Here is a 22,093-nt window from a genome sequence, read left to right as displayed (position 1 = left end):
GCGGGGTGAAGCCATGATGGCCCGCAACCACCCTGACCGAGTCACGCCAGCGCGAACCCGCGCCGCACTGCTGGCGATGGCCCCGGCAGTGAATCCCGTCATCGGGCTGTTGGAGCAGATGCGCAGCGCTGGCATCGAGCCTGCCGACCCTGGCGTGATCGTTGCCGATGGCGTCCTGCGCCGCTTTCAAGTCGCCAGCGACAAGCCCGGTTCCAAGAGCGGCTGGGCCGCGCTGCGCGAGCAGTTCGGAGTCGCTGGAAGCTGGAAGACGGGCGCGTCATGCACCTGGAGTTCTACATCCACGGCGCGCATGAGCCGAGCCGAGAAAGACGCCCACTACTCGCAAGTGCGGCAGGCCAAGGCCGAAGCCCAGCGCCAGCGGGAAGCCGAACATCAAGCCGCTGCCGAGCGTGCATCGATGCTTTGGGCCAAGGCAAAACCCGCAACGGCGGAGCATCCTTACTTGGTTCGCAAACGCATCGAACCGGGTTATGCACGGCAGTCTGGTGATCTGCTGGTGCTCAACATCATCGATGTGAACGGCGTCACCAAGTCGCTGCAATACATCGGGACGGATGGCACGAAAAAGCTCTTGAGCGGCGGCGCAAAGCGTGGGCACTTCATCCTCGTGGCCGGTTCGCTGCCTGCGCCCATTGTGGTGATTGCCGAGGGCTTTGCCACGGCCATGACCGCATCGTCACAGTTCCCCGGAGCCTGCACCCTGGCTGCAATCGACGCTGGAAATCTGGAGCCGGTGGCGCTCGCCATTCGTTGCAAATATCCAGCCGCGCAGATCGTTGTTGTAGCCGACGACGACAGGCTGACCCCTGGCAATCCGGGCATCACCAAGGCCCGTGCTGCTGCCGTTGCTGTGGGCGCAAAGCTCGCCCGTCCTGTGTGGCCGCCCGGCATTCCCATTGAGGCATCCGATATGAACGACCTTGCCGTTTACCTGGAGGCCCACCATGCCTGATTTGCTCGAAATCGAAGATGTTGCATCGGACATTGCAAAATCAGATGTTCCAGGTGTTCCGGGTGTCCAGCCCAATGAATGCGCCATTCCAGCCGGAACACCGGCAAGTGTTCCAGGTGTTCCAAGTGTTCCACCGGAAGCTGAACGGCCCTGTTATCGCGTGTTCGACGATTGGCTGGAGGATGGCGAAAAGTTCAGGCCCGGTGTCTGGCACTTCGGCATCAAGCCCGGCAAGGATGAAGCCCCGGCCACCCTCACAAAACAGTGGATTTGCTCGCCGCTGCACCTGGAAGCCGTCACAGCCGACCAGGGCGACAACAACTATGGGCGCATGCTCAGGTTCAAAAACACCGCAGGCCGGTGGCGCACCTGGGCCATGCCGATGGAACTGCTGCGCGGCGCTGGCGATGAGCTGCGCGGCGCTCTGCTGGCAATGGGCGTGATGATCGACCCAGCCGGACATCGGGAATTTGCGCGCTACCTGCAAGCCCGCATTCCTGAAAAGCGCGTGACGTGCGCTACACAAACCGGCTGGCTCGGCAAGGTGTTCGTCCTGCCCGACGCCTGCTACGGCCCCGGCGCTTCGGCAGTGACCTATCAGTCTGGCGACCACACCGATGGCGAGTACAGCACGGGCGGCACCCTCAAGGGCTGGCGCGATGGCGTTGCAGCAATGGCCGTGGGCAACCCGGTCTTGATGCTGGCGCTATCGGCTGCGTTTGCTGGCCCCGTCATGAATTTGGTTCGCGCCGAAAGCGGTGGGGTTCATCTTGTCGGCAATAGTTCGACCGGCAAGACAACCGGCGTTGAAGCTGCCCGCTCGGTCTGGGGTGGCGACAAGTTCAAGCGCAGTTGGAACAGCACGGCGAACGGCCTGGAGGGCGCTGCATCACAGTCCAACGATTGCCTGCTGGTGCTCGACGAGATCAACCAAGCCGACCCGCGAGACGTGGGAGCCATCATCTACGCGCTCGGCAATGGCGTAGGGAAGCAGCGCGCATCCCGCACAGGCGCAGCTAGAGCCGTGGCACGGTGGCGCACATTCGTCCTCTCCAGTGGTGAACGCTCGGTTGCCACCGCAATGGCCGAGGGTGGCATCAAGGCCAAGGCCGGGCATGGCGTGCGTTTGTTGGACATCCCAGTTGCGCGCAAATTTGGAGCCTGGGACGACCTGCACGACTTCACCGATGGCCCCTCGTTCTCGGATGCGCTGGCGAAGGCCGCAGCGACCCACTACGGGCATGCTGGCCGGGCTTTTCTGGAGCGGCTGACACGCGACACATCCGACATGGCCGCGCTGTGGGAGCGTGTGAAGTCACTTGAAGCGTTCCATGCATGTGGCGATGGGCAGATCAAGCGCGCCGCCGCTCGGTTCGCTCTCATAGGCATGGCTGGTGAACTCGCCACAGACTACGGGCTGACCGGATGGGAGCCGGGCGCGGCTGTTGAAGCAGCAATCGTGGCGTTCAACGCATGGCGCGACCATCGAGGTGCAACCAATGCAGAGCAGCATCAAATCGTGGAAGCCGTGAATGCGTTCATCACGCGGCATGGCGATTCTCGGTTTTCGGATGTGAACGCGACACACAACATGATGGTGCGAGACCGGGCCGGATGGTGGCGTCCAGGCACCGATGGCCGCGAGTATCTGTTCACACCAGACGGACTACGCGAGGCGCTGAAGGGTTTCGACTTCAAGGCCGCAACGCAGACGCTGGTCCAGGCAGGGATGCTTGCCAAACCCGGCGCAGACGGCAAGACGGCAGTCCTCATGCGCATTGATGGGCAGCGCACGCGGGTCTATGCCATTCAACCGGGAGGCAATGATGGCGCTTGAACTCGCATTCGCAAGGCTTTTTGGAACACCGGAACACCACGGGACACCGGCATGTGTTCCGGCCAATCCCGCAGAAACATTGGCTTGGACACCCGGAACACCTGGAACACCGCAAATCAGCAATGTCCAAACGAAAAACGATGCTATCGACGACGAGGACGCCCTGGAAGCCGACAAGCCGTCAATGGCCGTGGCCGCCGAAATCATCCGGCAAGTCCAACGTCCTGACCGGCAAGCCTTCGGCCTGGCGAATGCCCGTGAAGCTGTCCTGCATCACCGCAAGCATGCCCGCGAAGCTGAGGCCGTGGCGCGAATGCACGCCGATACAGCGCAGCGCCATATCGACCACACGCGCCGCACTGTGGACGCGGAGACTTTCGCCCGCTGGCTGGCTGACCTGGGAGATACACCATGAGCGTACTCTGCGGCATCGATCCCGGCCTGGGTGGAGCCATCGGCTTCATTGACGGCAACCAGCATTTCATTGCTGTGTACGACATGCCGGTGCTGCCCACCAGCACGGGACGCAGGCAAATCGATGCGGCTGCGCTTGCCGACATCCTGCGCCAGCACAGCCCGGCGTTCGTTCTGGTGGAGCGTGTGGGCGCACGGCCTGGAGAAGGCGCTGTCGGCGCGTTCAGCTTCGGCCACACCTTCGGCTGCATCCTTGGCGTGCTGGCCGCGCTGGGCTTGTCGCATGATCTTGTGCAGCCTGCGGTGTGGAAACGACGCGCAGGCATTCCCGCCGGTGCCGACAAGGACGTGAGCATCGCCACCTGCAAGCGCGTTCTACCCGGCTCAGTCCCTCACCTGACGCGCATCAAGGACGATGGGCGTGCTGAATCGTTGTTGCTCGCCATGCAGGGGATGCCATGACGAAATCGAAATCACCTGAACTACGCATCGTTGCTTGCGATGTGCTGCCCCCTACCCCTCCTCGAAACCGAGTCCGCCTGCACAACATCGACGACATCCGCCTGGAGATGGGCAAGGTCTACAACGACATGCGCGACGGCACCCTGGAAGCCGGAACCGGAACCAAGCTCGCCTACGTCCTGGGCCAGATGGTTCGCATCTACGAAGTGCATGAAATCGAGCGGCGCACCGAAGCCTTGGAGCGGGCCATGAAGCTGCAACTCCCGAAGGCCAAGCCATGAGCATCAACGACAAGCTGTATTCCACCCTTGGCCCGGCTGCGCGTGTCGTTGCCGTGGTCTCGGCCATGTCCCGGCGCGACGATGCGGAAACCACGCGATTGATGGACACCGCGCCAATGGCGACCTACAAAGCCCATGATCTTGAGTTCTGGCGTTTTCTGCACTGTGCCGAGCGGATGGCGCTGCACACGGCGCTGTTCATCGAGCCGGCGGTGACGCTCTACGTCAGTCGGCTGGCATCGCTGGGAATCCTCGTCCACCAGGACGGCGGCGCGTTTGATGTGGAAGCAGCGGAGAGACTGGTGGAAGCCGCGAACGAGGCCGTGGCGAACATCAAGGCGTATTGGACGGCCTACACCACCACCTGCGCGGACATCGGCCTGGAGCCGGTGGAATTGCTCGCATCGGTCGGCGCTGCGCTGTCGCCAACAGCCAAGATGCTGACGGGAAAGGATGTGGAACCGGAGCCGGAATTGTTCGCCAGCGCCAGCGCATTGATGCGCCAGCTTGCGGGCCGGGAGTAACGGCGCAAGGATTCGCGCCAAGGCGGACGCACTGGTTGACAGACGGGTGGTTGACAGCGCAGTTGACAGCAAATCGTCTGTCTCCGAACGCGTTGCCATTGCCAAGGCCATCGAGGAACGGCTGGCGGCAAGGCATGGGAGCAATCAGTACCAGCCGAAATCCGTCGAGGACAGCGACATTTGTCGCACTCCACTTGAGGGCCGCTCTGCCAACCTCGCTGCTGAGCGTGCAGGCTTTGGCTCGGGAAAAACCTATGAACGAGCGAAGCAGGCAGCATCGCTCTGCTGGGGGCATATTTGGGGGCATATTCGGAAATCTATTTTTCTTTCTCTCATTAAATCAGCGAGATAGGCGATTTGTTCGATAGCCATCCTCGCTTGGGCGCATGCCCTGGTCGGGCAAAAAACGCGGTTCCTGTCTACCATGAATGTGCTTGTTGTCCCGCTGCGCTGGCTGAAGCGGCGAGTACACGACGAGCACACATCACTGCGCCGGCTCCGTGCCGGCACCATCCCAGACACACATCACACGCTCAGGAGTAATCATGGCTCAAGTCACCCTTCACGGTTCCCACATCCAGGTCGATGGCCACCTGCCGCAGCCGGGCAGCAAGGCGCCGGCGCTCAAGCTGACCAACAAGGAACTGGCCGACGTCGGGCTGGATGCGTTTGCCGGCAAGCGCAAGGTGCTGAACATCGTGCCCTCGCTGGACACGCCCACCTGCGCGCAATCGACCCGGCATTTCAATGCCGATGCGAGCAAGCTGCACAACACCGTGGTGCTGGTGATCTCGGCCGACCTGCCGTTCGGCGCCAGCCGCTTCTGCAGCGTCGAAGGGTTGAACAACGTCGTCACCCTGTCCACCTTTCGCAACCCCGATTTCATGCAGGCCTATGGCGTGAAAATCGCCACCGGCCCGCTGGTGGGCGTCACGGCGCGCGCCGTGGTGGTGCTGGACGAGCACGACAAGGTGCTGTATTCCGAGCTGGTACCCGAAATCGGCCAGGAGCCGAACTACGCGGCGGCACTCGCCGCGCTGTAAACGCATCCCCAGCCGCAGGGCCGGGCGCTTGCCGCACCGGCCTTGCGCACCCCCGCACCACCTGCCTCTCCTGCCCGCAAGCCGGGCGCGCGCCCGGCAACCCTGCTGCGCAGCCTCCAGCCAGGGCGTGGTGGGAGGACGCCGACGCCCTGGCTGAAGCCGCCTGACTCCGGCATGCCACGACGCATGCGCTGGGTGCGCCGGAGATCGGTCCGGACTGTACATTTCCGCCGCTGAGAAGTCCGCTAGAACGTCATCAAACCGACATATCGGCCGCCTAGGATGAAAAGGTTTACATCCTGGGCATCACCGATGCGCGTCGCCTTTTTCGATCTGGATCACACCCTGCTATGCACCGATAGCAACCAGCTCTGGTTCGACTATCTGCACGCGCATGGGCTGCTGGACGAGGACGTGCTCGCGCGCCATGCGGCGTTCATCCACGACTATCACGCCGGCCGGCTCGATTTCCACGGCCTGCATGCGTTCCGCCAGGCCGTGGACGCATCCATCGAGCCGCAACGCCTGCGCTCTTGCCGCGAGGCATTCAACCGTGAACGCCTGCTCCCCGCCGTGGCGCCGCGCGCACCTGCGTTGCTGGACACGCTGCGCCGCGACGGCATGCTGACCATGGTGATCAGCGCCAGCCCCGAGGCCCTGGTGCTGCCGGTGGCGCGCCATCTCGGCTTCGAACACGTGCTGGCCGCCGACTCGGCCGCGGGCCGGCACCTTCCCGCACCGTGCTTCGGACCGGGCAAGGTGCTGCACGCCGAGGCCGCGCTGGCCGCGCTCGGCACCTCGCTGGCCGGACTGGAGCAGAGCTGGTTCTACAGCGATTCGCACAATGACCTGCCGCTGCTGGAAGCGGTGCGCCACCCGGTCACGGTCGATCCGGATCCGGTGCTGGCGCAGGTGGCGCGCCAGCGCGCGTGGCCGGTCATATCGCTGCGCGAAGCGGCGTGATGGCCAGCACCATCCACGACGTCGCCGAACTGGCCGGCACCTCCATCGCCACCGTGTCGCGCGCCCTGAACGAACCCGCCAAGGTGCGGCCATCCACGCGCGACCGCGTGCTTGCCGCCGTACAGACTCTGAGCTTCCGGCCCAATCTGCTGGGCCGCCAGTTGCGCAGCGTGCGCACGCGACTCATCGGCGTGATCCTGCCCGACGTGTTCAACCCCGTGTTCGGCGAATGCATGCAGGGCATCGAGGAATCGGCCGCGGCCAGCGGCTACCGCGTGCTACTGATGACCACCCGCTACGACGCCAGCCGCGAGGCCCATGCCATCGACACCCTGCTGTCGCAGCGGGTGGATGGGCTGATCCTCACCGTGGCCGAAGCCGCCGGCCATCCCCTGCTCGACGCCCTGGCGTGCTCGGGCGTGCCCTACCAGCTGGTCTACAACCACAGCGCCACCCACCCTTGCGTGTCGGTGGACAACCACCGCGCCGCGCGCGACGGCGTGCGACTGCTGGTGGCGCAAGGTCATCGCCGCGTGCTGATGCTCACCGGCAACCGGGCCGCGTCCGACCGCGCCGCGCAGCGCTACCTGGGCTATTGCGACGCGCTGGAGGAGGCCGGGCTGACACCGAACGCCCCGCTGGAAGTCGATTTCAACGAACACACCCTGCCGCCGCCCGTGCTGCAGCGCCTGACCGATCCGCGCAATCGCCCCACCGCCCTGTTCTGCGGCAACGACCTGCTCGCGCTGGTCGTCATGCGCGCGCTGCGCGAGGCCGGCGTGCGTGTGCCGGACGACATCTCCATCGTCGGCTTCGACGGCCTGGCCATCGGCGAACTGCTGACGCCGCCGCTGGCCACCGTGTGCCAGCCCAACCGCGACATCGGCGCCGCCGCCTGGCGCCACCTGCTCGGCGCGCTCGAAGGCGGGCCGACGTCCTCCAGCATCCTGCCCCACCGCATCCGCGCCGACGGCACGGTCGCGTCCCTTCTCCCCCACCCACCCTCGGAGTGTCTGCCATGAAACGTTTGCGCCATTGGCTGTTCGCGGTGCTCACCGCCCTCAACGTCTTTTCCATGCAAGGTTCGGCGCATGCCGCGGAAACGGCGATTTGCTACAACTGCCCGCCCGAATGGGCCGACTGGGCCAGCCAGATCCAGGCCATCAAGTCCGCCACCGGCATCACCGTGCCGTTCGACAACAAGAACTCGGGCCAGGCCATCGCCCAGCTCATCGCCGAACGCCAGAGCCCGGTGGCCGACGTGGTCTACCTCGGCATCGGCTCGGCCTTCCAGGCCCAGGCCGCCGGCGTGATCACCCCCTACAAGCCGAAGGACTGGAACGCGATTCCGGCCGACCTGAAGGACCCGCAAGGCAACTGGTTCGCCATCCACTCCGGCACCCTGGGCTTTTTCGTCAACAAGGCCGCGCTCGGCGGCAGGCCGGTCCCGCGTTCCTGGGCCGACCTGCTCAAGCCCGAATACAAGGGCATGGTGGGCTATCTCGACCCCAGCAGCGCCTTCGTCGGCTATGCCGGCGCGGTGGCGGTGAACCTGGCCATGGGCGGCACCCTGGATGATTTCAAACCGGCCATCCAGTACTTCCAGCGCCTGCAGAAGAACGATCCCATCGTGCCCAAGCAGACCGCCTATGCGCGCGTGCTGTCGGGCGAGATCCCCATCCTGATCGACTACGACTTCAACGCCTACCGCGCCGAATACAAGGACCACGCCGACGTGGCCTTCGTCATCCCCGCCGAAGGCACGATCGCCATGCCCTACGTGATGGCGCTGGTGAAAAACGGTCCGCACCCGGCGAACGGCAAGAAGGTGCTCGACTTCGTGCTGTCCAAGCAAGGGCAGGCGCTGTGGGCCAACGCTTTCCTGCGCCCCGTCATCCCGAGCGCCATGAGCCCGCAGACCGCTGCCAAGTTCCTGCCCGCGACCGACTATGCCCGAGTCAAGCCGGTGAACTACGAGCAGATGGGCAAGGTGCAACAAGGCTTCGTCAAGCTCTACCTCGCCGACGTGCGCTGAACCCGGCGCTCGTCGCAGAGCAAGGTCCAGTCCATGCAAGACATCACGTTCTCCCGGCCCTTGCGCGGCATGATGCTGGCGCCCGCCGTGGCCATCTTCGCCGCGTTCTGGCTGCTGCCGATGGCGGCGCTGGCGCGCATCAGCGCCGGCGAGGGGTTGGCTGGCTATCTCGCCATCCTCACCAACGCGCGCTATCTGCGCAGCCTGGCGACCACGCTGGCGCTGGCCGGCGGTGTGACGGTGGCGGCGCTCGCGCTGTCGCTCGCCGCCGGGCTTTTCCTCGCCCGCCGCCGCTTCCCCGGGCGCCACGCGCTCATCGCCATGCTCACGCTGCCGCTGGCCTTTCCGGGCGTGGTGGTCGGCTTCATGGTGATCATGCTGGCCGGGCGGCAGGGCCTGGTGGCCGACGCGACCAATACCCTGTTCGGCCACCGCGTGGTGTTCGCCTATTCGCTGGGCGGACTGTTCCTCGGCTATCTCTACTTCTCCATACCGCGCGTGATCCTGACCCTGATGGCCGCCGCCGAAAAACTCGACCCGGCGCTGGAAGAGGCCGCGCGCAGCCTGGGCGCTTCGTCCTGGCAGGTGCTGCGCGACGTCGTCCTGCCGGCTCTGGCGCCGGCGCTGGCGGCCGCCAGCGCGCTGTGCTTCGCCACGGCGGTGGGCGCCTTCGGCACCGCGTTCACCCTGGCCACCGACATCAACGTCCTGCCCATGGTGATCTACACCGCCTTCACCCTCAACGCCGACCTGCTCACCGCCGCCACGCTCAGCCTGGTGCTGGGCGCGGTGACCTGGCTGGTGCTGGCATGGGCCGACGGACTCGACGGCCAGACGGTCGCCACCGGCGCATGAGTGGGCTCGCCATGAAGACCGCGCTGCAACGCCTGCCCGTCGCGCTGCAGGCCACCACCACCCTGCTGCTGAGCCTGTTCCTCATCGTCCCGGTGGGCATGTCCATCCTGGCCGGGCTCACGCGCAACGATTTCGTCGGCCTGCGCAGCGGTCTGACCCTGCGCTGGGTGGCGCAGGTCTGGGCGCTTTACCAGGACGCCATCTGGCTGTCGCTGGAAATCGCCCTGGCCACGCTGCTCATCACGCTGCTGGCCGGGGTGCCCTGCGGCTACGCCCTGTCGCGCAGCCGCGGCAGGCTGTTGCGCACGCTGGAAAGCATGCTGATGCTGCCGGTGGCCATGCCAGGTCTGGCCAGCGCGCTCGGCCTGCTGGTGGTGTACGGCAGCCTGCACGCCTTTCGCGTCAGCGCCTGGTTCATCGTCGTCGGCCATGTGATTTTCACCCTGCCGTTCATGGTGCGTTCGGTCTCCGCGGTGTGTTCGAGCATCGATCTGCGCACCCTGGAGGAAGGCGCCGCCAGTCTCGGCGCGGGGTTCGTCGAGCGCTTTCGTACCGTGGTGCTGCCCAATATCCGGCCCGGCATCCTGGCCGGCGCGCTCACCGTCGTCACGCTGTCGATCGGCGAGTTCAACCTGACCTGGATGCTCAGCACGCCGATGACCAAGACCCTGCCCGTGGGCCTCGCCGACGCCTACGCCTCGCTGCGCCTGGAAGTGGGCAGCGCCTACACCCTGATCTTTTTCCTCATGATCATCCCCCTGCTCGTGCTCATGCAGCGCCTCGGCGTGAACGACCCCGACAAGCGAGTCTCCCGATGAAGCAAGCCTCCGTCGCCATCACCCTGCGCCACTGCGCCAAGACCTTCGACCACGGCCAGCTCGCGCTGCGTCCGGTCGACCTGTCCATCGCCGCCGGCGAAACCGTGGTCCTGCTCGGCCCCTCGGGCTGCGGCAAGACCACCATGCTGCGCCTCATCGCCGGTCTGGAGCGCCCCGACCCCGGCGGCGCGGTGCTGTTCGACGACGAGGACGTGACCCAGCAGCCCATCGAGTCGCGCCAGGTGGGCATGGTGTTCCAGAGCTACGCCCTGTTCCCCAACATGACGGTGCGCGGCAACGTCGGCTACGGGCTGCGCATCCGGCGCCTTCCCGCCGCCGAGATCACGCGGCACGTGGACGAACTGCTGGACCTGATGCGTCTGCGCGAATGTGCCGACCGCGCGGTGGACCGGCTCTCCGGCGGCCAGCGCCAACGAGTGGCCCTGGCCCGCGCGCTGGCGCCGCGTCCGCGCGTGCTGCTGCTGGACGAACCCCTCACCGCGCTCGACGCCCAGTTGCGCGAAACCCTGCGCGTGGAGATGAACACCCTGCTGCGCCAGCTCGGCATCACCACCGTCTACGTCACCCACGACCAGGCCGAGGCCATGGCGCTGGGCGACCGCATCGTGGTGATGAGCGCGGGCCGCATCGAGCAGACCGGCACGCCGCGCGAGATCTACCACAGCCCCGCCAGCCTGGCGGTGGCACGGTTCATCGGCACCCTCAACCGGCTGGCCGGCGAGGTGCGCGACAGGCACTTCCACTGCGCCGGCTGCGCCGCCCCCATCGCCCTGCCCCAGCGCTTGCCGCCCGGCAGCGCGATGTGGTTCCGCCCCGAGGACGCGCGCATCGTGCCGCACGCCGAGGCCGCCCTGGTCGGGCGCGTGCTGCAGGCCGTGTTTCTCGGCGACCGCACGCGCGTCACCGTGGGCGAGATCGGCGACGCCCCGGTGCTGGTCGACGTGCCCGGCCGCGCGGACCTTGCGCCGTCAGGCAGCATCGGCCTGGCCATCGCGCCGGACGCCTGGTTGTGCCTGCCCGAGGACGCCGCATGATTCTTTGCCAGATTTCCGACCTGCACATCAAGCGCAAGGGCGCGCTGGCCTATGGCCGCGTGGACACCGCGGGCTTCCTCGCGCGCTGCCTCGACCGCATCCGCGCCCTGCGCCCCCTGCCCGACGCCGTGGTCATCACCGGCGATCTGGTCGACCGGGGCGACGCCGAGGAATACGCGCATCTGCGCGAGCTGCTCGCCGCGCTGCCCATGCCCCACTACCTGCTGGTGGGCAATCACGACGGCAGGCAGGCGCTGCGCGCGGCCTTCCCCGACCATACCTACCTCGACAGTGGAGACGGCTTCGTGCACTACACCGCCGATCTCGGCCCCTGCCGCCTGATCGCGCTCGACACCCAGGACCCGCCGCACAGCGGTGGGCGCTTGTGCGAGGCGCGCCTGCGCTGGCTGGGGCAGGAGCTGGAGCACGCGGACGGGCAGCCGGTCATCCTGGCCATGCACCACCCGCCCTTCGTCACCGGCATCGGCCATATGGACGCCATCGGCCTACCCGCCGCCGACTGCGCGCGCCTGGGCGCGGTCGTCGCGCGGCATCCGAACATCGAGCGCATCCTCTGCGGCCACCTGCACAGGCCCATCCAGCACCGCTTCGCCGGCACCCTGGCCTCCACCTGCCCCAGTCCCGCGCATCAGGTCGCGTTCGACATCCGGCCGGATGCGCCGTCCGCCTACCGCATGGAGCCGCCGGCGTTCGAGATTCACGCCTGGCTGCCCGGCGCGGGCCTGGTGTCCCACCTCGTGGCGGTGGACGAATCGCCCGGCCCCTACCCCTTCTTCCACCAGGACGGCCAGCTCATCGACTGAGTTTCACGCCGCCAGCGCCTTGCGCACCGCGCGCTCCCATTCCTGCATGCGGGCCTGCGCCTGCGCCGGCGCGAGTTCAGGCTCGAAGCGGCGCTGCGCGGCCCAGAGAGACTCGATGGTGGCCAGCCCGGCATAGACGCCGCAACTCAGCCCGGCCAGATACGCGGCGCCGAGCGCGGTGGTTTCGAGCACCTGCGGACGCACCACGGGAATGCCGAGCAGGTCGGCCTGGAACTGCATCAGCAGGTCGTTGGCGCTGGCGCCGCCGTCCACCCGCAGCTCGGCCACCGGCGGCCCCCCGGCCGCCTGCACGTCGCGGTTCATGGCCTGCAACAGGGCGGCGCTCTGGAAGGCGATGCTCTCCAGCGCGGCGCGCGCCACATGCGCCATGGTGCTGCCCCGCGTCAAGCCGGTGATGGTGCCGGTGGCGTCGGCCCGCCAGTAGGGCGCACCCAGGCCGGTGAAGGCCGGCACGAACACCACCCCGCCGGCGTCGGGCACCGACTGCGCCAGCGCCTCGACCTCGCCGCTGGCGGCGATGGCGTGCAGGCCGTCGCGCAGCCACTGCACCACCGCGCCACCGACGAACACGCTGCCCTCCAGCGCGTATTGCGGCGCCTGGCCGTCGAGCCGTGCCGCCGCCGTGGTGAGCAGCCCGCTGTGGCTGGCCTGGGCCACACCGCCCGTGTGCAGCAGCAGGAAGCAGCCGGTGCCATAGGTGTTCTTCGCCAGCCCGGGGCGCACGCAGCCCTGGCCGAACAGCGCCGCCTGCTGGTCGCCGGCCAGCGCGCCGATGGGCAACACCACCGGCAGCAGGCCCGGAGCCGTATGGCCGTAGACGTGGCTGGAGGGCAGCACCTGCGGCAGCAGCTCGCGCGGAATGTCGAGCGCACGCAGCAAGGTGTCGTCCCATTGCTGGGTGTGGATATTCCACAGCAGGGTGCGGCTGGCGTTGCTGACATCGGTGGCATGCACGGCCTGGGCGCGGGTGGAGGCCGCAGCGCCGCCGGAGAGCATCCACAGCAGCCAGCTGTCGATGGTGCCGAATGCCAGCTCGCCGCGCTGCGCCCGCGCTCTTGCGCCGGGGATGCGGTCGAGCAGCCATTTGAGCTTGGTGCCGGAGAAGTAGGGATTGAGCAGCAGGCCGGTGCGCGCCCGCACCTCGGCCTCCAGCCCCTGGGCACGCAGCGCGGCGCAGGTCTCGGCGGTGCGACAGTCTTGCCAGACGATGGCCGGGTGCAGCGGCTCGCCGCTGGCGCGGTCCCACAGCACCGTGGTTTCGCGCTGGTTGGTGATGCCCAGGGCGGCCACGCGGCCAGCGCCCGCCGCGGCCAGCGCCTCGCGCGCGGTGGCGAGCTGGTCGGCCCAGATGCGGCGCGCGTCATGCTCCACCCAGCCGGGTTGCGGATAGCTTTGCGGCAACTCGCGCTGCGCCATGGCGGCGACACCCCCGGTGCGGTCGAAGACGATGGCGCGGATGCTGGAGGTGCCTTGGTCGAGGGCGAGGATGGCGGAGGACGGGGCGGTGGTCATGGCGGGGCTGGCAGCAAGCAGGTCGGGGAGCACGATGGAGGATTCAGCATACCCAGTGACGCCGCAGCCGGGCAAACCAGGAGCGGGCGAGTGCCAGGAGCAGGCGAGAACCAGGCCACGGGCACGCGTGAGCGTGCACCGCGGCACTGCAGCTAAAGTGCTGGCTTTCCAGCTCACCCAACCCGCTTCTCGCCATGTCCAGCCTCATCTGCGGTTCGCTCGCCTTCGACACCATCACGGATTTTCCCGGCCGCTTTGCCGAGCACATCCTGCCCGACAAGGTGCATATGCTCAACGTCGCGTTCCTCGTGCCAACCTTGCGGCGCGAGTTCGGCGGCTGCGCCGGCAACATCGCCTACGGCATGAAGCAGCTGGGCGGCGAGCCCGTCATCCTGGCCGCTTTGGGCGAAGACGGGGTGGACTACGAGGTGCGGCTCGACCGCCTGGGCATCTCGCGCGGGCATGTGCGCGTGGTGGCCGGCAGCCACACGGCGCAGGCCCACATCATCACCGACCGCGACAACAACCAGATCACCGCCTTCCACCCCGGCGCGATGAGCCAGGCGCATGAACAGACGGTCCCTGCCGACGCCAGCCTGCGCCTGGGCATCATCGCTCCCGATGGCCGCCAGGCCATGCTCGACCACGCCGCGCAAATGGCCGCCGCCGGCCTGCCCTTCGTCTTCGACCCCGGCCAGGGCCTGCCCATGTTCGACGGCGCCGAGCTGCGCGCCTTCATCGCCCAGGCCGCCTGGGTGGCGGTGAACGACTACGAAGCCGCCATGCTGGTCGAGCGCACGGGCTTGAGCCTGCGCGACATGGCCAGCCGCGTGCGCGGCCTGGTGGTCACCAAGGGCGCCGAAGGCTGCGAGGTGTTCGAGGACGGCGCCTGCGTGCATGTCCCGGGCCTGGAGGCCAGCGCCGTGGTCGACCCCACCGGCTGCGGCGACGCCTTTCGCAGCGGGCTGCTGTGGGCGCTGGAGCAGGGCTGGAGCCTGGCCGACGCCTGCAAGCTGGGCAATGTGATGGGGGCGAGCAAGATTGCCTGCGCCGGGCCGCAGAACTACACCATTCCGCGTGACGCGGCGCTCGAACGCCTGCGCCTGGGTTATGGCGCAATCCATGCGGGCTGAGGCGGGTGACTGCGCGGCAAAGCGTTTCAGGTGTGACGAGGCTTGTCCCTGCCTTGACCCCATGATGAACCGCAACTATTGATCTTTCCGTAAATCATGACAACCGTTGAGCTGGTCATGCGTTGTACCGATATTTGGGAAGTCGGGGACGCGAGACATGGTGACGAAACGATTGGACGAATCTGTGCGGCGGCGCTTGCGAGCCGCTCGCATGTTGTTGGCGGGCAAGACGCCCGCGCAGGCTGCACACGCGGTGGGTGTGGCGCGCCAGACGGTGTACACATGGAAGGCGTTGCTCGATGAGGGGGGCATCGAGGCGTTGCGAGCGATGCCCGGGCGAGGCCGGCCGGCGCGTCTGGATGATGAGCAGTTGCAGGCACTGGGGCGAATGCTGCTGCAAAGCCCAACCGAGCACGGCTTCGGCACCGAGTTGTGGACGCTCAAGCGCGTGGGCGCGCTCATCGAGCGCCAGCACGGCGTCAAGTTCAGCCAGACCCAGATCTGGCGCATCCTGGGCGGATTGGGGTTCTCGGTCCAAAAGCCCGATCGCCGCGCCATCGAGCGCGACGAGGACGCCGTGCAGGCCTGGAAGCGCAAGACCTGGCCTGCGCTCAAAAAAAAGCCAAGCGCCAAGGGCGACTGATCGTCTTCATCGACGAGTCGGGCCTGAGCGAGCGACCCACGCGAGTGCGTACCTGGGCACCCAAGGGCCAGACGCCGATCATCCAGTTCCACTTCAACTGGACCCACATCTCCGTGATCGCCGGCCTGACATCCACGAATTGCATGTTCCGGCTGCACGAGGGCAGTATCAAGAAGGAGCAGCACGTCGAATTCCTCAAGGCGCTGCGGGCGCACTTGAAACGGCCGTTGCTGATCATCTGGGACGGGTTGAAGGCGCACCGCAGCAAGCTTGTGCGCGAGTACCTGGACTCCACCGACGGCGCCATGCAGATGGCGTTCCTGCCGCCGTACTCGCCGGACCTGAACCCGGTCGAGTACCTGTGGGCCTGGCTCAAGCGCCACGCGCTGGCCAACTTCTGTCCGGCCAACCTCAACGAACTCAACACGACCGCCCGTGCCAAGCTCAAGAGCGCTCAGCGACGTCCGTCCATCATTGCCGCCTGCTGGGTCCAGGCGGGTCTGTGGTGATGTCGCTATTTACGGAAAGCTCAATAGCCTGAGTCAACACCCATCTCAGGCCAGCGCCATGGGCAACAAGCTCCTCATTCTCGTCCTCGTCATCGTCATCCTCACCGTCGGGCTCATCGGCCTGGGCATTTTCATCGGCTACAGCCAGGTCTTCGGCATGGCCGCACCTGCGCGTGGCCATGTTCAGACCAGCGCACAAGCCAAGGCGCAAACGACTGGCGCGAAGCCTGCCGCAGGCTGAACCCGGGTGGCGCCCGGCGTTTTGAGCGCCCCCAAGGTCGGGCTCGCCGGCCCGCCCCCCGTGGGGGTCAAGGAAACTTGGGGCGGCCCCGCGTTTCCTTGAGAGGCCCAGCAAAAAAGCACGTCCCGGCGTACAGTTTCGCTCTGCGCCGCAATCGCTGGCGCCTTGCCAACCGTTCCCGTCATGTCCACTCCATCCTCCGCGCTGGCGCCAACGGCCAGCGCCTCCGAGGGCACGCGCTACTCCGTGCTCGGCGCCATCAGCTTCTCGCATTTGCTCAACGACATGATGCAGTCGCTGATGCTGGCCATCTACCCGCTGTTCAAGGCCGGCCTGCATCTGAACTTCGCCCAGGTCGGGCTCATCACCCTCACCTACCAGATCACCGCGTCCATCCTGCAGCCGCTGGTGGGGCTGTACACCGACCGCAAGCCGCATCCCTATTCCCTGTCCATCGGCATGGGCTTCACCTTCGTCGGCCTGCTGTTGCTGTCGCGTGCCGACAGTTTTCCGCATGTGCTGATGGCGGCGGCCTGCGTCGGCATGGGCTCGTCCATCTTCCACCCGGAATCGTCGCGCGTGGCGCGCATGGCCTCGGGCGGCCAGCATGGGCTGGCGCAGTCCATCTTTCAGGTTGGCGGCAACGCCGGCACCGCCATCGGGCCGCTGCTGGCGGCGGCCTTCATCATGCCGTACGGGCAAGGCAGCATCGCCTGGTTTTCGGCCGCCGCGCTGCTGGCGATGGTCGTGCTGGCCTTCGTCGGCCGCTGGTCGGCGCACCAGATGCGCCCGGGCAAGCGCAAGCCCGCCGCCAGCCAGGCGCAAGCGCATCCGCCAGGGCTGGTGCGCAAAACCATGGCGGTGCTCATGGCGCTGGTGTTCTCCAAGTTTTTCTACCTGGCGTCGATCAACACCTACCTCATCTTCTACCTGCAGCACCGCTTCGGCATCAGCGTGCAAGACGGTCAGCTGCACCTGTTCATCTTCCTCGCCGCGGTGGCCGCCGGAACCCTGCTGGGCGGCCCGATCGGCGACCGCATCGGCCGCAAGCGCGTGATCTGGGCGTCCATCCTCGGCGTGGCGCCCTTCACCCTGGCGCTGCCCTATGCCAGCCTGGAAGTCTCGGCCTTCCTCACGGCCATCATCGGCTTCGTGCTGGCCTCGGCCTTCCCGGCCATGGTGGTGTACGCGCAGGAGCTGATGCCGGGCAAGGTCGGCGCGGTGTCGGGCCTGTTCTTCGGCCTGGCCTTCGGCCTGGGCGGCATTGGCGCGGCGGCGCTTGGCCAGCTGGCCGATGTGATCGGCATCGTCGGCGTCTACAAGGTGTGCGCCTTCCTGCCGCTGATCGGGCTGCTCGCCACCTTCCTGCCGGATTTGCAAGCGCCGCCAGCCAAGCCGAAACCCGCGGCGCCAGCGGCCGCCTGAGGGCACGGCGGCATGGAGCGCGCAACCCGCGTGCTGGTGGTGGGCGGCGGCATTGCCGGCGCCTCGCTGGCCAGCATGCTGGCCGTGCAGCCGGGCTTGACGGTCACCCTGCTGGAGCGCGAAGCGCAATGCGGCATGCACGCCACCGGCCGCTCGGCCGCGCTGTACATGCCATCCTACGGGCCACCGGGCATCCGCGCCCTCACTCTGGGCAGTGGCGCGTTCTACACCAGGCCGCCCACGGGTTTTGCCGAGCATCCACTGCTCACGCCGCGAGGCGCCTTGCATGCGGCCTGGGCATACGACGACATCAGCCTGACGGCCGCGACAAGCCGGCTGGATGCCCTGGAGCGCGACACGCATGCCAGCGGCGTGGACGTGCAGCGCCTGTCGCCCGCGCAATGCCGGCAGCGCTGCCCGGTGCTGCGCCCCGATGGGCTGGCGGGCGGCGTGTTCGAGCCGCAGGCGCTGGACTTGGATGTGGACGCCATCCTGCAGGGCTTCCTGCGCAGCGCGCGTCACGCGGGTGCCAGGATCCACACCAACGCCGAAGTGCTCGCGCTCAGCCGCGCCGACGACGCCTGGCAGGTTCGCAGCCACGCCGGCCAGTTCTCGGCTGACATCGTGGTGAACGCCGCCGGCGCCTGGGCCGACGTGGTCGGGCAGCTTGCCGGTGCGCGGCCCGTCGGCCTGCAGCCCCGGCGCCGCAGCGCGTTCATCTTCGATCCGCCCGCAGGCCTGGACTGCCACGCCTGGCCGATGGTGATCGACGCCTTCGAGCGCTTTTACTTCAAGCCCGACGCCGGCGCCCTGCTCGGTTCGCCGGCCAACTCCGACCCCATGCCGCCGCAGGACGTGCGGCCGGAGGAGTTGGACATCGCCACGGGCATCTGGGCCATCGAACAAGCCACCCTGCTCTGCATCCGTCGCCCGCGCAGCACCTGGGCGGGGCTGCGCAGCTTCGTTGCCGATGGCGAGCCCGTCTGCGGCCACGACCCGGATGTGCCCGGCCTGTTCTGGCTCGCGGGCCAGGGCGGCTACGGCATTCAGACCGCCCCTGCGCTGGCGCGCGCGGCGGCGGCCTTGTTGCTCCGCGCAGATCTGCCTGCGGATTTGCAGGCGCTGGGCTTGCGCGCCGCCATGCTCGATCCGCAACGGCTGCGCGGCAGCGCCACGGCCTGAGCCGCGGCCCCAGCCGGGACGCTGGCTCGCGTCTGTGATTCGAGTGCCGGCCGAACTTCAGTTCGGCGCGGGTTGCACCGCGAGTTCCGGCGCCACCGGCTGATCGCTCACGATCATGCCGTCCACAAGGTTGAGGATGCGGTCGCAGCGCTGCGCCAGGCGCGGGTCGTGGGTGACGACGAGCACGGCGCAGCCGAACTCGCGGTTGAAGCGGCGCAGCAACGCGAACACATCGTCGGCACTGTGGGTGTCGAGGTTGCCGGTGGGCTCGTCCGCCAGCACCAGCGGCGGGCGCGTGAGCAAGGCGCGGGCAATGGCCACGCGCTGCTGCTGCCCACCCGACAGCTCGTTCGGCCGCTTGCGCGCATGCGCCGCCAGGCCCACGGCGTCGAGCAGCGCCAGGCCTTGCGCTTCCAGTTCGCGGCTGCGGCGCGCGCCTTGCACCAGTGCTGGCATGAGCACGTTGTCCAGCACCGGAAAGGCCTGGATCAAATGGTGAAACTGGAACACGAAGCCGATCGCGCGGCCGCGCAGCGCGGTGCGTTCGGCGTCTTCCAGCATGCGGGTGGGCGTGCCCTGCAGGAACAGTTCGCCGCCGGTGGGGGCGTCGAGCAGGCCGATGAGATTGAGCAGGGTGGTCTTGCCCGAGCCCGAAGGCCCGACCAGGGCGGCAAACTCGCCACGCTGCAGCGTGAAACCGACGCCATGCAGGACCTCGGTTTCCAGCGGCGTGCCCACCTGGTAGGACTTGCGCAGCCCCTCCAAGCGCAACACCGGGATGGCGTCGCTGGGCGCCAGGCTACTTGGCGCGGGTTCAGACATAGCGGATCGCCACCACGGGATCGAGCCCGGCCGCGCGCATCGCCGGCAACGCCGCTGCGGCGATGCCGGCGAGCGTGGCCACGACCACGGCTTCGATCACCAACGAGAAGGCCACGGGCACATAGAACAAGGCCGGCCCGTAGGTGTTGAAGACCCACACCATGCCGGCACCCGCCGCGGCGCCCAGCACCGAGCCGGCGAAGCCGACCGCAGCGCCTTCGTACAGGAACACGGCCAGGATGCGCTGGCGCGTGGCGCCCATGGCGCGCAGGATGCCGATTTCACGCGTGCGCTGCACCACGCTCACCGCCAGCACGCTGGCGATACCGAAGGCCACCGAGAGCGCGACGAAAAAACGGATCAAAGCGCTGGAGAGCGACTGGGACTTCAACGCATTGAGCAACTGGCCGTTGGTCGTCATCCAGCTCTCCGACTTCAGCCCGGTGAGACGGTTGATGCGCGCGGCGATGGCCTCGGCGCTGAAGATGTCGCGCACGGTGAGGTCGATCTCGGTGACGCCGCCGGGCAGGCCCAGCAGCGCCTGCGCCGGCTTGAGCCCCATGTAGACGTAGCGCTGGTCGAGGTCGCGCACGCCGAGCGAGAACACCCCGGCGACGTCGAACACCTGCGAGCCCCCGGATGCGCCCTGCACCCGCAGCTTGTCACCCACGCGCAGGCCGAGGTCCTGCGCCAGCCGGTTGCCGATGAGAATCTGGCTGGCGCCGACGTTGAAGCGCCCCTGCACCATGTCCTGGTTCACCGGAATGACCTGCACATAGCGCTGCGGCACGATGCCGATGACGGCCACCGCACGCACCGCGGCGCCGCGCTGGGCGAACGCCGGACCGGTGACCACCGGCGAGGCCGCAGTCACGCCATCGAGCTGCTGCAGCACGTCGAGCACGCCCGGCCAGTTGTTGATCGAGCGCAGGCGCTGGGGGCGGGCATCGGTGCTGCGCAAATCGACCGTACCGGGCGGCACCGCCTGGGCCAGCGGCAGCAGGTCCGGGCTGCTGACGACGATATGCGCCTGTGTGCCGAGGGTGCGCTGCACGATATTGCCCTGCAGCCCGTCCACCAGTGCGGTGATGAACACGATGACCGCCGCCCCCACCGCCACGCCGACGATGATGAGCAGGGTCTGCGCCCGCCCGTCGCGCAGGAAGTTGTAGGCGATGCGCCAGGACAGTCCCATCGGCTGCTTGCTCTGCGTGCGCTTGACCGGGCGCTCAGCGCGGCGCGCCGGCCACTTCGCTGCCGCCGCCGGCGGAACTGCCGCCACCGGCGGCCGGCACGCCCTGCAAGACCGCGCGCACACGCTGGCCGGGCTGCACCTTGGGGTCGTCGATCACCACCTCGCCCGCGCTCAGGCCCGAGCGCACCTCGCTCGCCACCAGGCCCTGCAGGCCGAGCGTCACGTGCTGCGCCCGCGCATGGCCCGCGCGCAGCACCAGCACCTGGGCGTGCTCGCCCCGCTGGGCACGCAGCGCGTCGTTCGGCACCACCAGCGCATCGGCCCGTTGGCCGGTTGTGATGTCGCACGAAGTGGTCATGTCCTGCCGCAGCCAGATGGGCGGCTGCGCCACGGTGAGGCGCAGTTCGATGGTGCCGCTGGTGGTGTCCACCGCCGGGGCGATGAAGCTGAGCCGCGCGGCGAAACTGCGATTCGGGTAAGCGTCGGTGAGGCATCGCGCGGCCTGGCCGAGCGCCAGATGTTCGAGGTTCTGCTCATCCACCGGCAACGACACTTGCGTGCTGCCGGCGCGCGCCACGGTGAACAACACCTGGCCGGGAGTGATGGTGTCGCCCGCCTCCACACTGCGGGTGAGCACCTCGCCGGCCACCTCGGCACGGATGAAGCTGCGCGCCTGCACCGCCTCGGCGGCGGCCAGTGCAGCGCGCAGTTGCGATTCGGCCGCGCCGCCGGGGCGCACCGCGTCCCACCCAGCGCGGGCGCTGCGCACCTGGGCCGCGGCAGCGGCCTGCGCCTGCTCGGCCTGCTCCAACGCCTGCTGCGACAAGGCGCCCTGCTGCACCTGGACGCGGGCGCGCGCTTCCTCGCTGCGCGCCAGCTTCAGCGCCGACTCGGCATTCACCAGGGCCGCTTGCGCCTGCGGCCGGGTTTGCGTGAGCAGTTGCTGCAGCGCCGCCCGGGCCTGCGCGCGCTGCGCGCGGGACTGATCGCTGCGCAATTCCAGCAGCACCTGGCCGGGCTGAACGATGTCGCCACGATCGACCAGGCGCTTGATCACCACGCCGGTGATTTCGCTGGCGATGTTGATGCGTGAGGGGGTGATGATGCGTCCGGTGGCCACCACGTCCTGCAGCAGCGGCCGGCGCTCGACGCGGTAAGCTGCCACCAGCGGCCCGCGCCACCAGTCGAGTAACCAGATGCCCGCCAGTACCAGCGCGATGACGGCAAGAACGAACCAGACGAGGCGACGGGCCATGGGCAAGCGAGAAGCGGAATGGACGGGGGAGCTGTAACCCGACTGGGTCACAGGACGTGGCATTGTCCGAC

Annotated in this window: 24 protein-coding genes; 20 read left to right on the top strand and 4 right to left on the bottom strand. The window is 67.9% G+C overall.

Annotation, left to right across the window (positions count from 1 at the left end; genetic code table 11):
• The first annotated feature begins 13 nt into the window (after window positions 1-13).
• From THIX_RS05860 to THIX_RS05805, 15 genes are all read left to right on the top strand, one after another.
• Window positions 14-973: a toprim domain-containing protein gene (locus THIX_RS05860; protein WP_112485471.1), complete on the top strand. Its 960-nt coding sequence runs from the start codon at window positions 14-16 to the stop codon at window positions 971-973.
• A complete protein-coding gene (locus THIX_RS05855) occupies window positions 966-2,810 on the top strand; it encodes a DUF927 domain-containing protein (protein WP_112485470.1) in 1,845 nt (614 codons plus the stop codon). The genes THIX_RS05860 and THIX_RS05855 overlap by 8 nt, the downstream gene beginning before the upstream one ends.
• Window positions 2,800-3,225: a hypothetical protein gene (locus THIX_RS22910; RefSeq protein WP_146748455.1), complete on the top strand. Its 426-nt coding sequence runs from the start codon at window positions 2,800-2,802 to the stop codon at window positions 3,223-3,225. Before THIX_RS05855 ends, THIX_RS22910 begins: the two co-directional genes overlap by 11 nt.
• Window positions 3,222-3,686: a hypothetical protein gene (locus THIX_RS05850; RefSeq protein WP_112485469.1), complete on the top strand. Its 465-nt coding sequence runs from the start codon at window positions 3,222-3,224 to the stop codon at window positions 3,684-3,686. Before THIX_RS22910 ends, THIX_RS05850 begins: the two co-directional genes overlap by 4 nt.
• Entirely contained in the window at window positions 3,683-3,967 is a 285-nt protein-coding gene (locus THIX_RS22905) for a hypothetical protein (RefSeq protein WP_146748454.1), read from the top strand. Before THIX_RS05850 ends, THIX_RS22905 begins: the two co-directional genes overlap by 4 nt.
• Window positions 3,964-4,491, top strand: a complete 528-nt coding sequence (locus THIX_RS05845; RefSeq protein ID WP_112485468.1) for a hypothetical protein — start codon at window positions 3,964-3,966, stop codon at window positions 4,489-4,491. The genes THIX_RS22905 and THIX_RS05845 overlap by 4 nt, the downstream gene beginning before the upstream one ends.
• Before the next feature lie 46 nt (window positions 4,492-4,537).
• The gene (locus THIX_RS23985; protein ID WP_233224419.1) at window positions 4,538-4,843 is read left to right on the top strand and encodes a hypothetical protein; all 306 of its coding nucleotides are present in this window, start codon (window positions 4,538-4,540) and stop codon (window positions 4,841-4,843) included.
• 193 nt (window positions 4,844-5,036) lie between these two features.
• The gene (gene tpx, locus THIX_RS05840) at window positions 5,037-5,534 is read left to right on the top strand and encodes a thiol peroxidase (RefSeq protein ID WP_112485467.1); all 498 of its coding nucleotides are present in this window, start codon (window positions 5,037-5,039) and stop codon (window positions 5,532-5,534) included.
• Between the two features lie 312 nt (window positions 5,535-5,846).
• A complete protein-coding gene (locus THIX_RS05835) occupies window positions 5,847-6,497 on the top strand; it encodes an HAD family phosphatase (protein WP_158540812.1) in 651 nt (216 codons plus the stop codon).
• Window positions 6,497-7,519, top strand: a complete 1,023-nt coding sequence (locus tag THIX_RS05830) for a LacI family DNA-binding transcriptional regulator (protein WP_112485465.1) — start codon at window positions 6,497-6,499, stop codon at window positions 7,517-7,519. Before THIX_RS05835 ends, THIX_RS05830 begins: the two co-directional genes overlap by 1 nt.
• On the top strand, window positions 7,516-8,532 hold the full coding sequence (locus tag THIX_RS05825) for an ABC transporter substrate-binding protein (RefSeq protein ID WP_112485464.1): 1,017 nt from the start codon (window positions 7,516-7,518) through the stop codon (window positions 8,530-8,532). Before THIX_RS05830 ends, THIX_RS05825 begins: the two co-directional genes overlap by 4 nt.
• Window positions 8,533-8,565: 33 nt before the next feature.
• A complete protein-coding gene (locus THIX_RS05820) occupies window positions 8,566-9,387 on the top strand; it encodes an iron ABC transporter permease (RefSeq protein WP_112485463.1) in 822 nt (273 codons plus the stop codon).
• Window positions 9,384-10,205: an ABC transporter permease gene (locus tag THIX_RS05815; RefSeq protein ID WP_371412875.1), complete on the top strand. Its 822-nt coding sequence runs from the start codon at window positions 9,384-9,386 to the stop codon at window positions 10,203-10,205. Before THIX_RS05820 ends, THIX_RS05815 begins: the two co-directional genes overlap by 4 nt.
• A complete protein-coding gene (locus THIX_RS05810) occupies window positions 10,202-11,260 on the top strand; it encodes an ABC transporter ATP-binding protein (RefSeq protein WP_112485461.1) in 1,059 nt (352 codons plus the stop codon). The genes THIX_RS05815 and THIX_RS05810 overlap by 4 nt, the downstream gene beginning before the upstream one ends.
• Entirely contained in the window at window positions 11,257-12,084 is an 828-nt protein-coding gene (locus tag THIX_RS05805; RefSeq protein WP_112485460.1) for a phosphodiesterase, read from the top strand. The genes THIX_RS05810 and THIX_RS05805 overlap by 4 nt, the downstream gene beginning before the upstream one ends.
• Before the next feature lie 3 nt (window positions 12,085-12,087).
• On the opposite strand, the gene glpK is transcribed toward THIX_RS05805, so the two are convergent.
• The gene (gene glpK, locus THIX_RS05800) at window positions 12,088-13,617 is read right to left on the bottom strand and encodes a glycerol kinase GlpK (RefSeq protein ID WP_112485459.1); all 1,530 of its coding nucleotides are present in this window, start codon (window positions 13,615-13,617) and stop codon (window positions 12,088-12,090) included.
• A gap of 194 nt (window positions 13,618-13,811) precedes the next feature.
• Here glpK and THIX_RS05795 point away from each other — a divergent pair, with 194 nt between their 5' ends.
• The 5 genes from THIX_RS05795 to THIX_RS05770 all read left to right on the top strand — a co-directional run bounded on the left by THIX_RS05795 (window position 13,812) and on the right by THIX_RS05770 (window position 18,750).
• On the top strand, window positions 13,812-14,750 hold the full coding sequence (locus tag THIX_RS05795) for a carbohydrate kinase family protein (RefSeq protein ID WP_112485458.1): 939 nt from the start codon (window positions 13,812-13,814) through the stop codon (window positions 14,748-14,750).
• A gap of 157 nt (window positions 14,751-14,907) precedes the next feature.
• Window positions 14,908-15,902 (top strand): IS630 family transposase gene (locus tag THIX_RS05790; protein ID WP_112485457.1). Its coding sequence is split into 2 segments (ribosomal slippage): window positions 14,908-15,373 and window positions 15,373-15,902, totalling 996 coding nucleotides; the frame shifts between segments, so codons are not numbered across the junction.
• 58 nt (window positions 15,903-15,960) lie between these two features.
• A complete protein-coding gene (locus THIX_RS22900) occupies window positions 15,961-16,143 on the top strand; it encodes a hypothetical protein (RefSeq protein ID WP_146748453.1) in 183 nt (60 codons plus the stop codon).
• A 183-nt stretch (window positions 16,144-16,326) separates the two neighbouring features.
• A complete protein-coding gene (locus THIX_RS05775) occupies window positions 16,327-17,568 on the top strand; it encodes an MFS transporter (RefSeq protein ID WP_112485454.1) in 1,242 nt (413 codons plus the stop codon).
• 12 nt (window positions 17,569-17,580) lie between these two features.
• The gene (locus THIX_RS05770) at window positions 17,581-18,750 is read left to right on the top strand and encodes an FAD-binding oxidoreductase (RefSeq protein ID WP_112485453.1); all 1,170 of its coding nucleotides are present in this window, start codon (window positions 17,581-17,583) and stop codon (window positions 18,748-18,750) included.
• A 57-nt stretch (window positions 18,751-18,807) separates the two neighbouring features.
• Here THIX_RS05770 and THIX_RS05765 read toward each other — a convergent pair whose 3' ends face one another.
• Genes THIX_RS05765 through THIX_RS05755 form a run of 3 tightly spaced genes read right to left on the bottom strand, consistent with a single transcriptional unit; the run spans window position 18,808 to window position 22,022 of the window.
• Entirely contained in the window at window positions 18,808-19,572 is a 765-nt protein-coding gene (locus tag THIX_RS05765) for an ABC transporter ATP-binding protein (protein WP_112485452.1), read from the bottom strand.
• A complete protein-coding gene (locus THIX_RS05760; RefSeq protein WP_112488200.1) occupies window positions 19,565-20,767 on the bottom strand; it encodes an ABC transporter permease in 1,203 nt (400 codons plus the stop codon). The genes THIX_RS05765 and THIX_RS05760 overlap by 8 nt, the downstream gene beginning before the upstream one ends.
• Before the next feature lie 34 nt (window positions 20,768-20,801).
• Window positions 20,802-22,022 (bottom strand): efflux RND transporter periplasmic adaptor subunit, encoded by a 1,221-nt coding sequence (locus tag THIX_RS05755; protein WP_112485451.1) that lies wholly within the window; start codon window positions 22,020-22,022, stop codon window positions 20,802-20,804.
• Between the last annotated feature and the right edge of the window lie 71 nt (window positions 22,023-22,093).

Origin of the sequence: Thiomonas sp. X19 (assembly GCF_900089495.1) — a bacterium.
Classification (GTDB): domain Bacteria; phylum Pseudomonadota; class Gammaproteobacteria; order Burkholderiales; family Burkholderiaceae_C; genus Thiomonas_A.
This window is presented reverse-complemented; position numbering and strand designations above follow the sequence as displayed.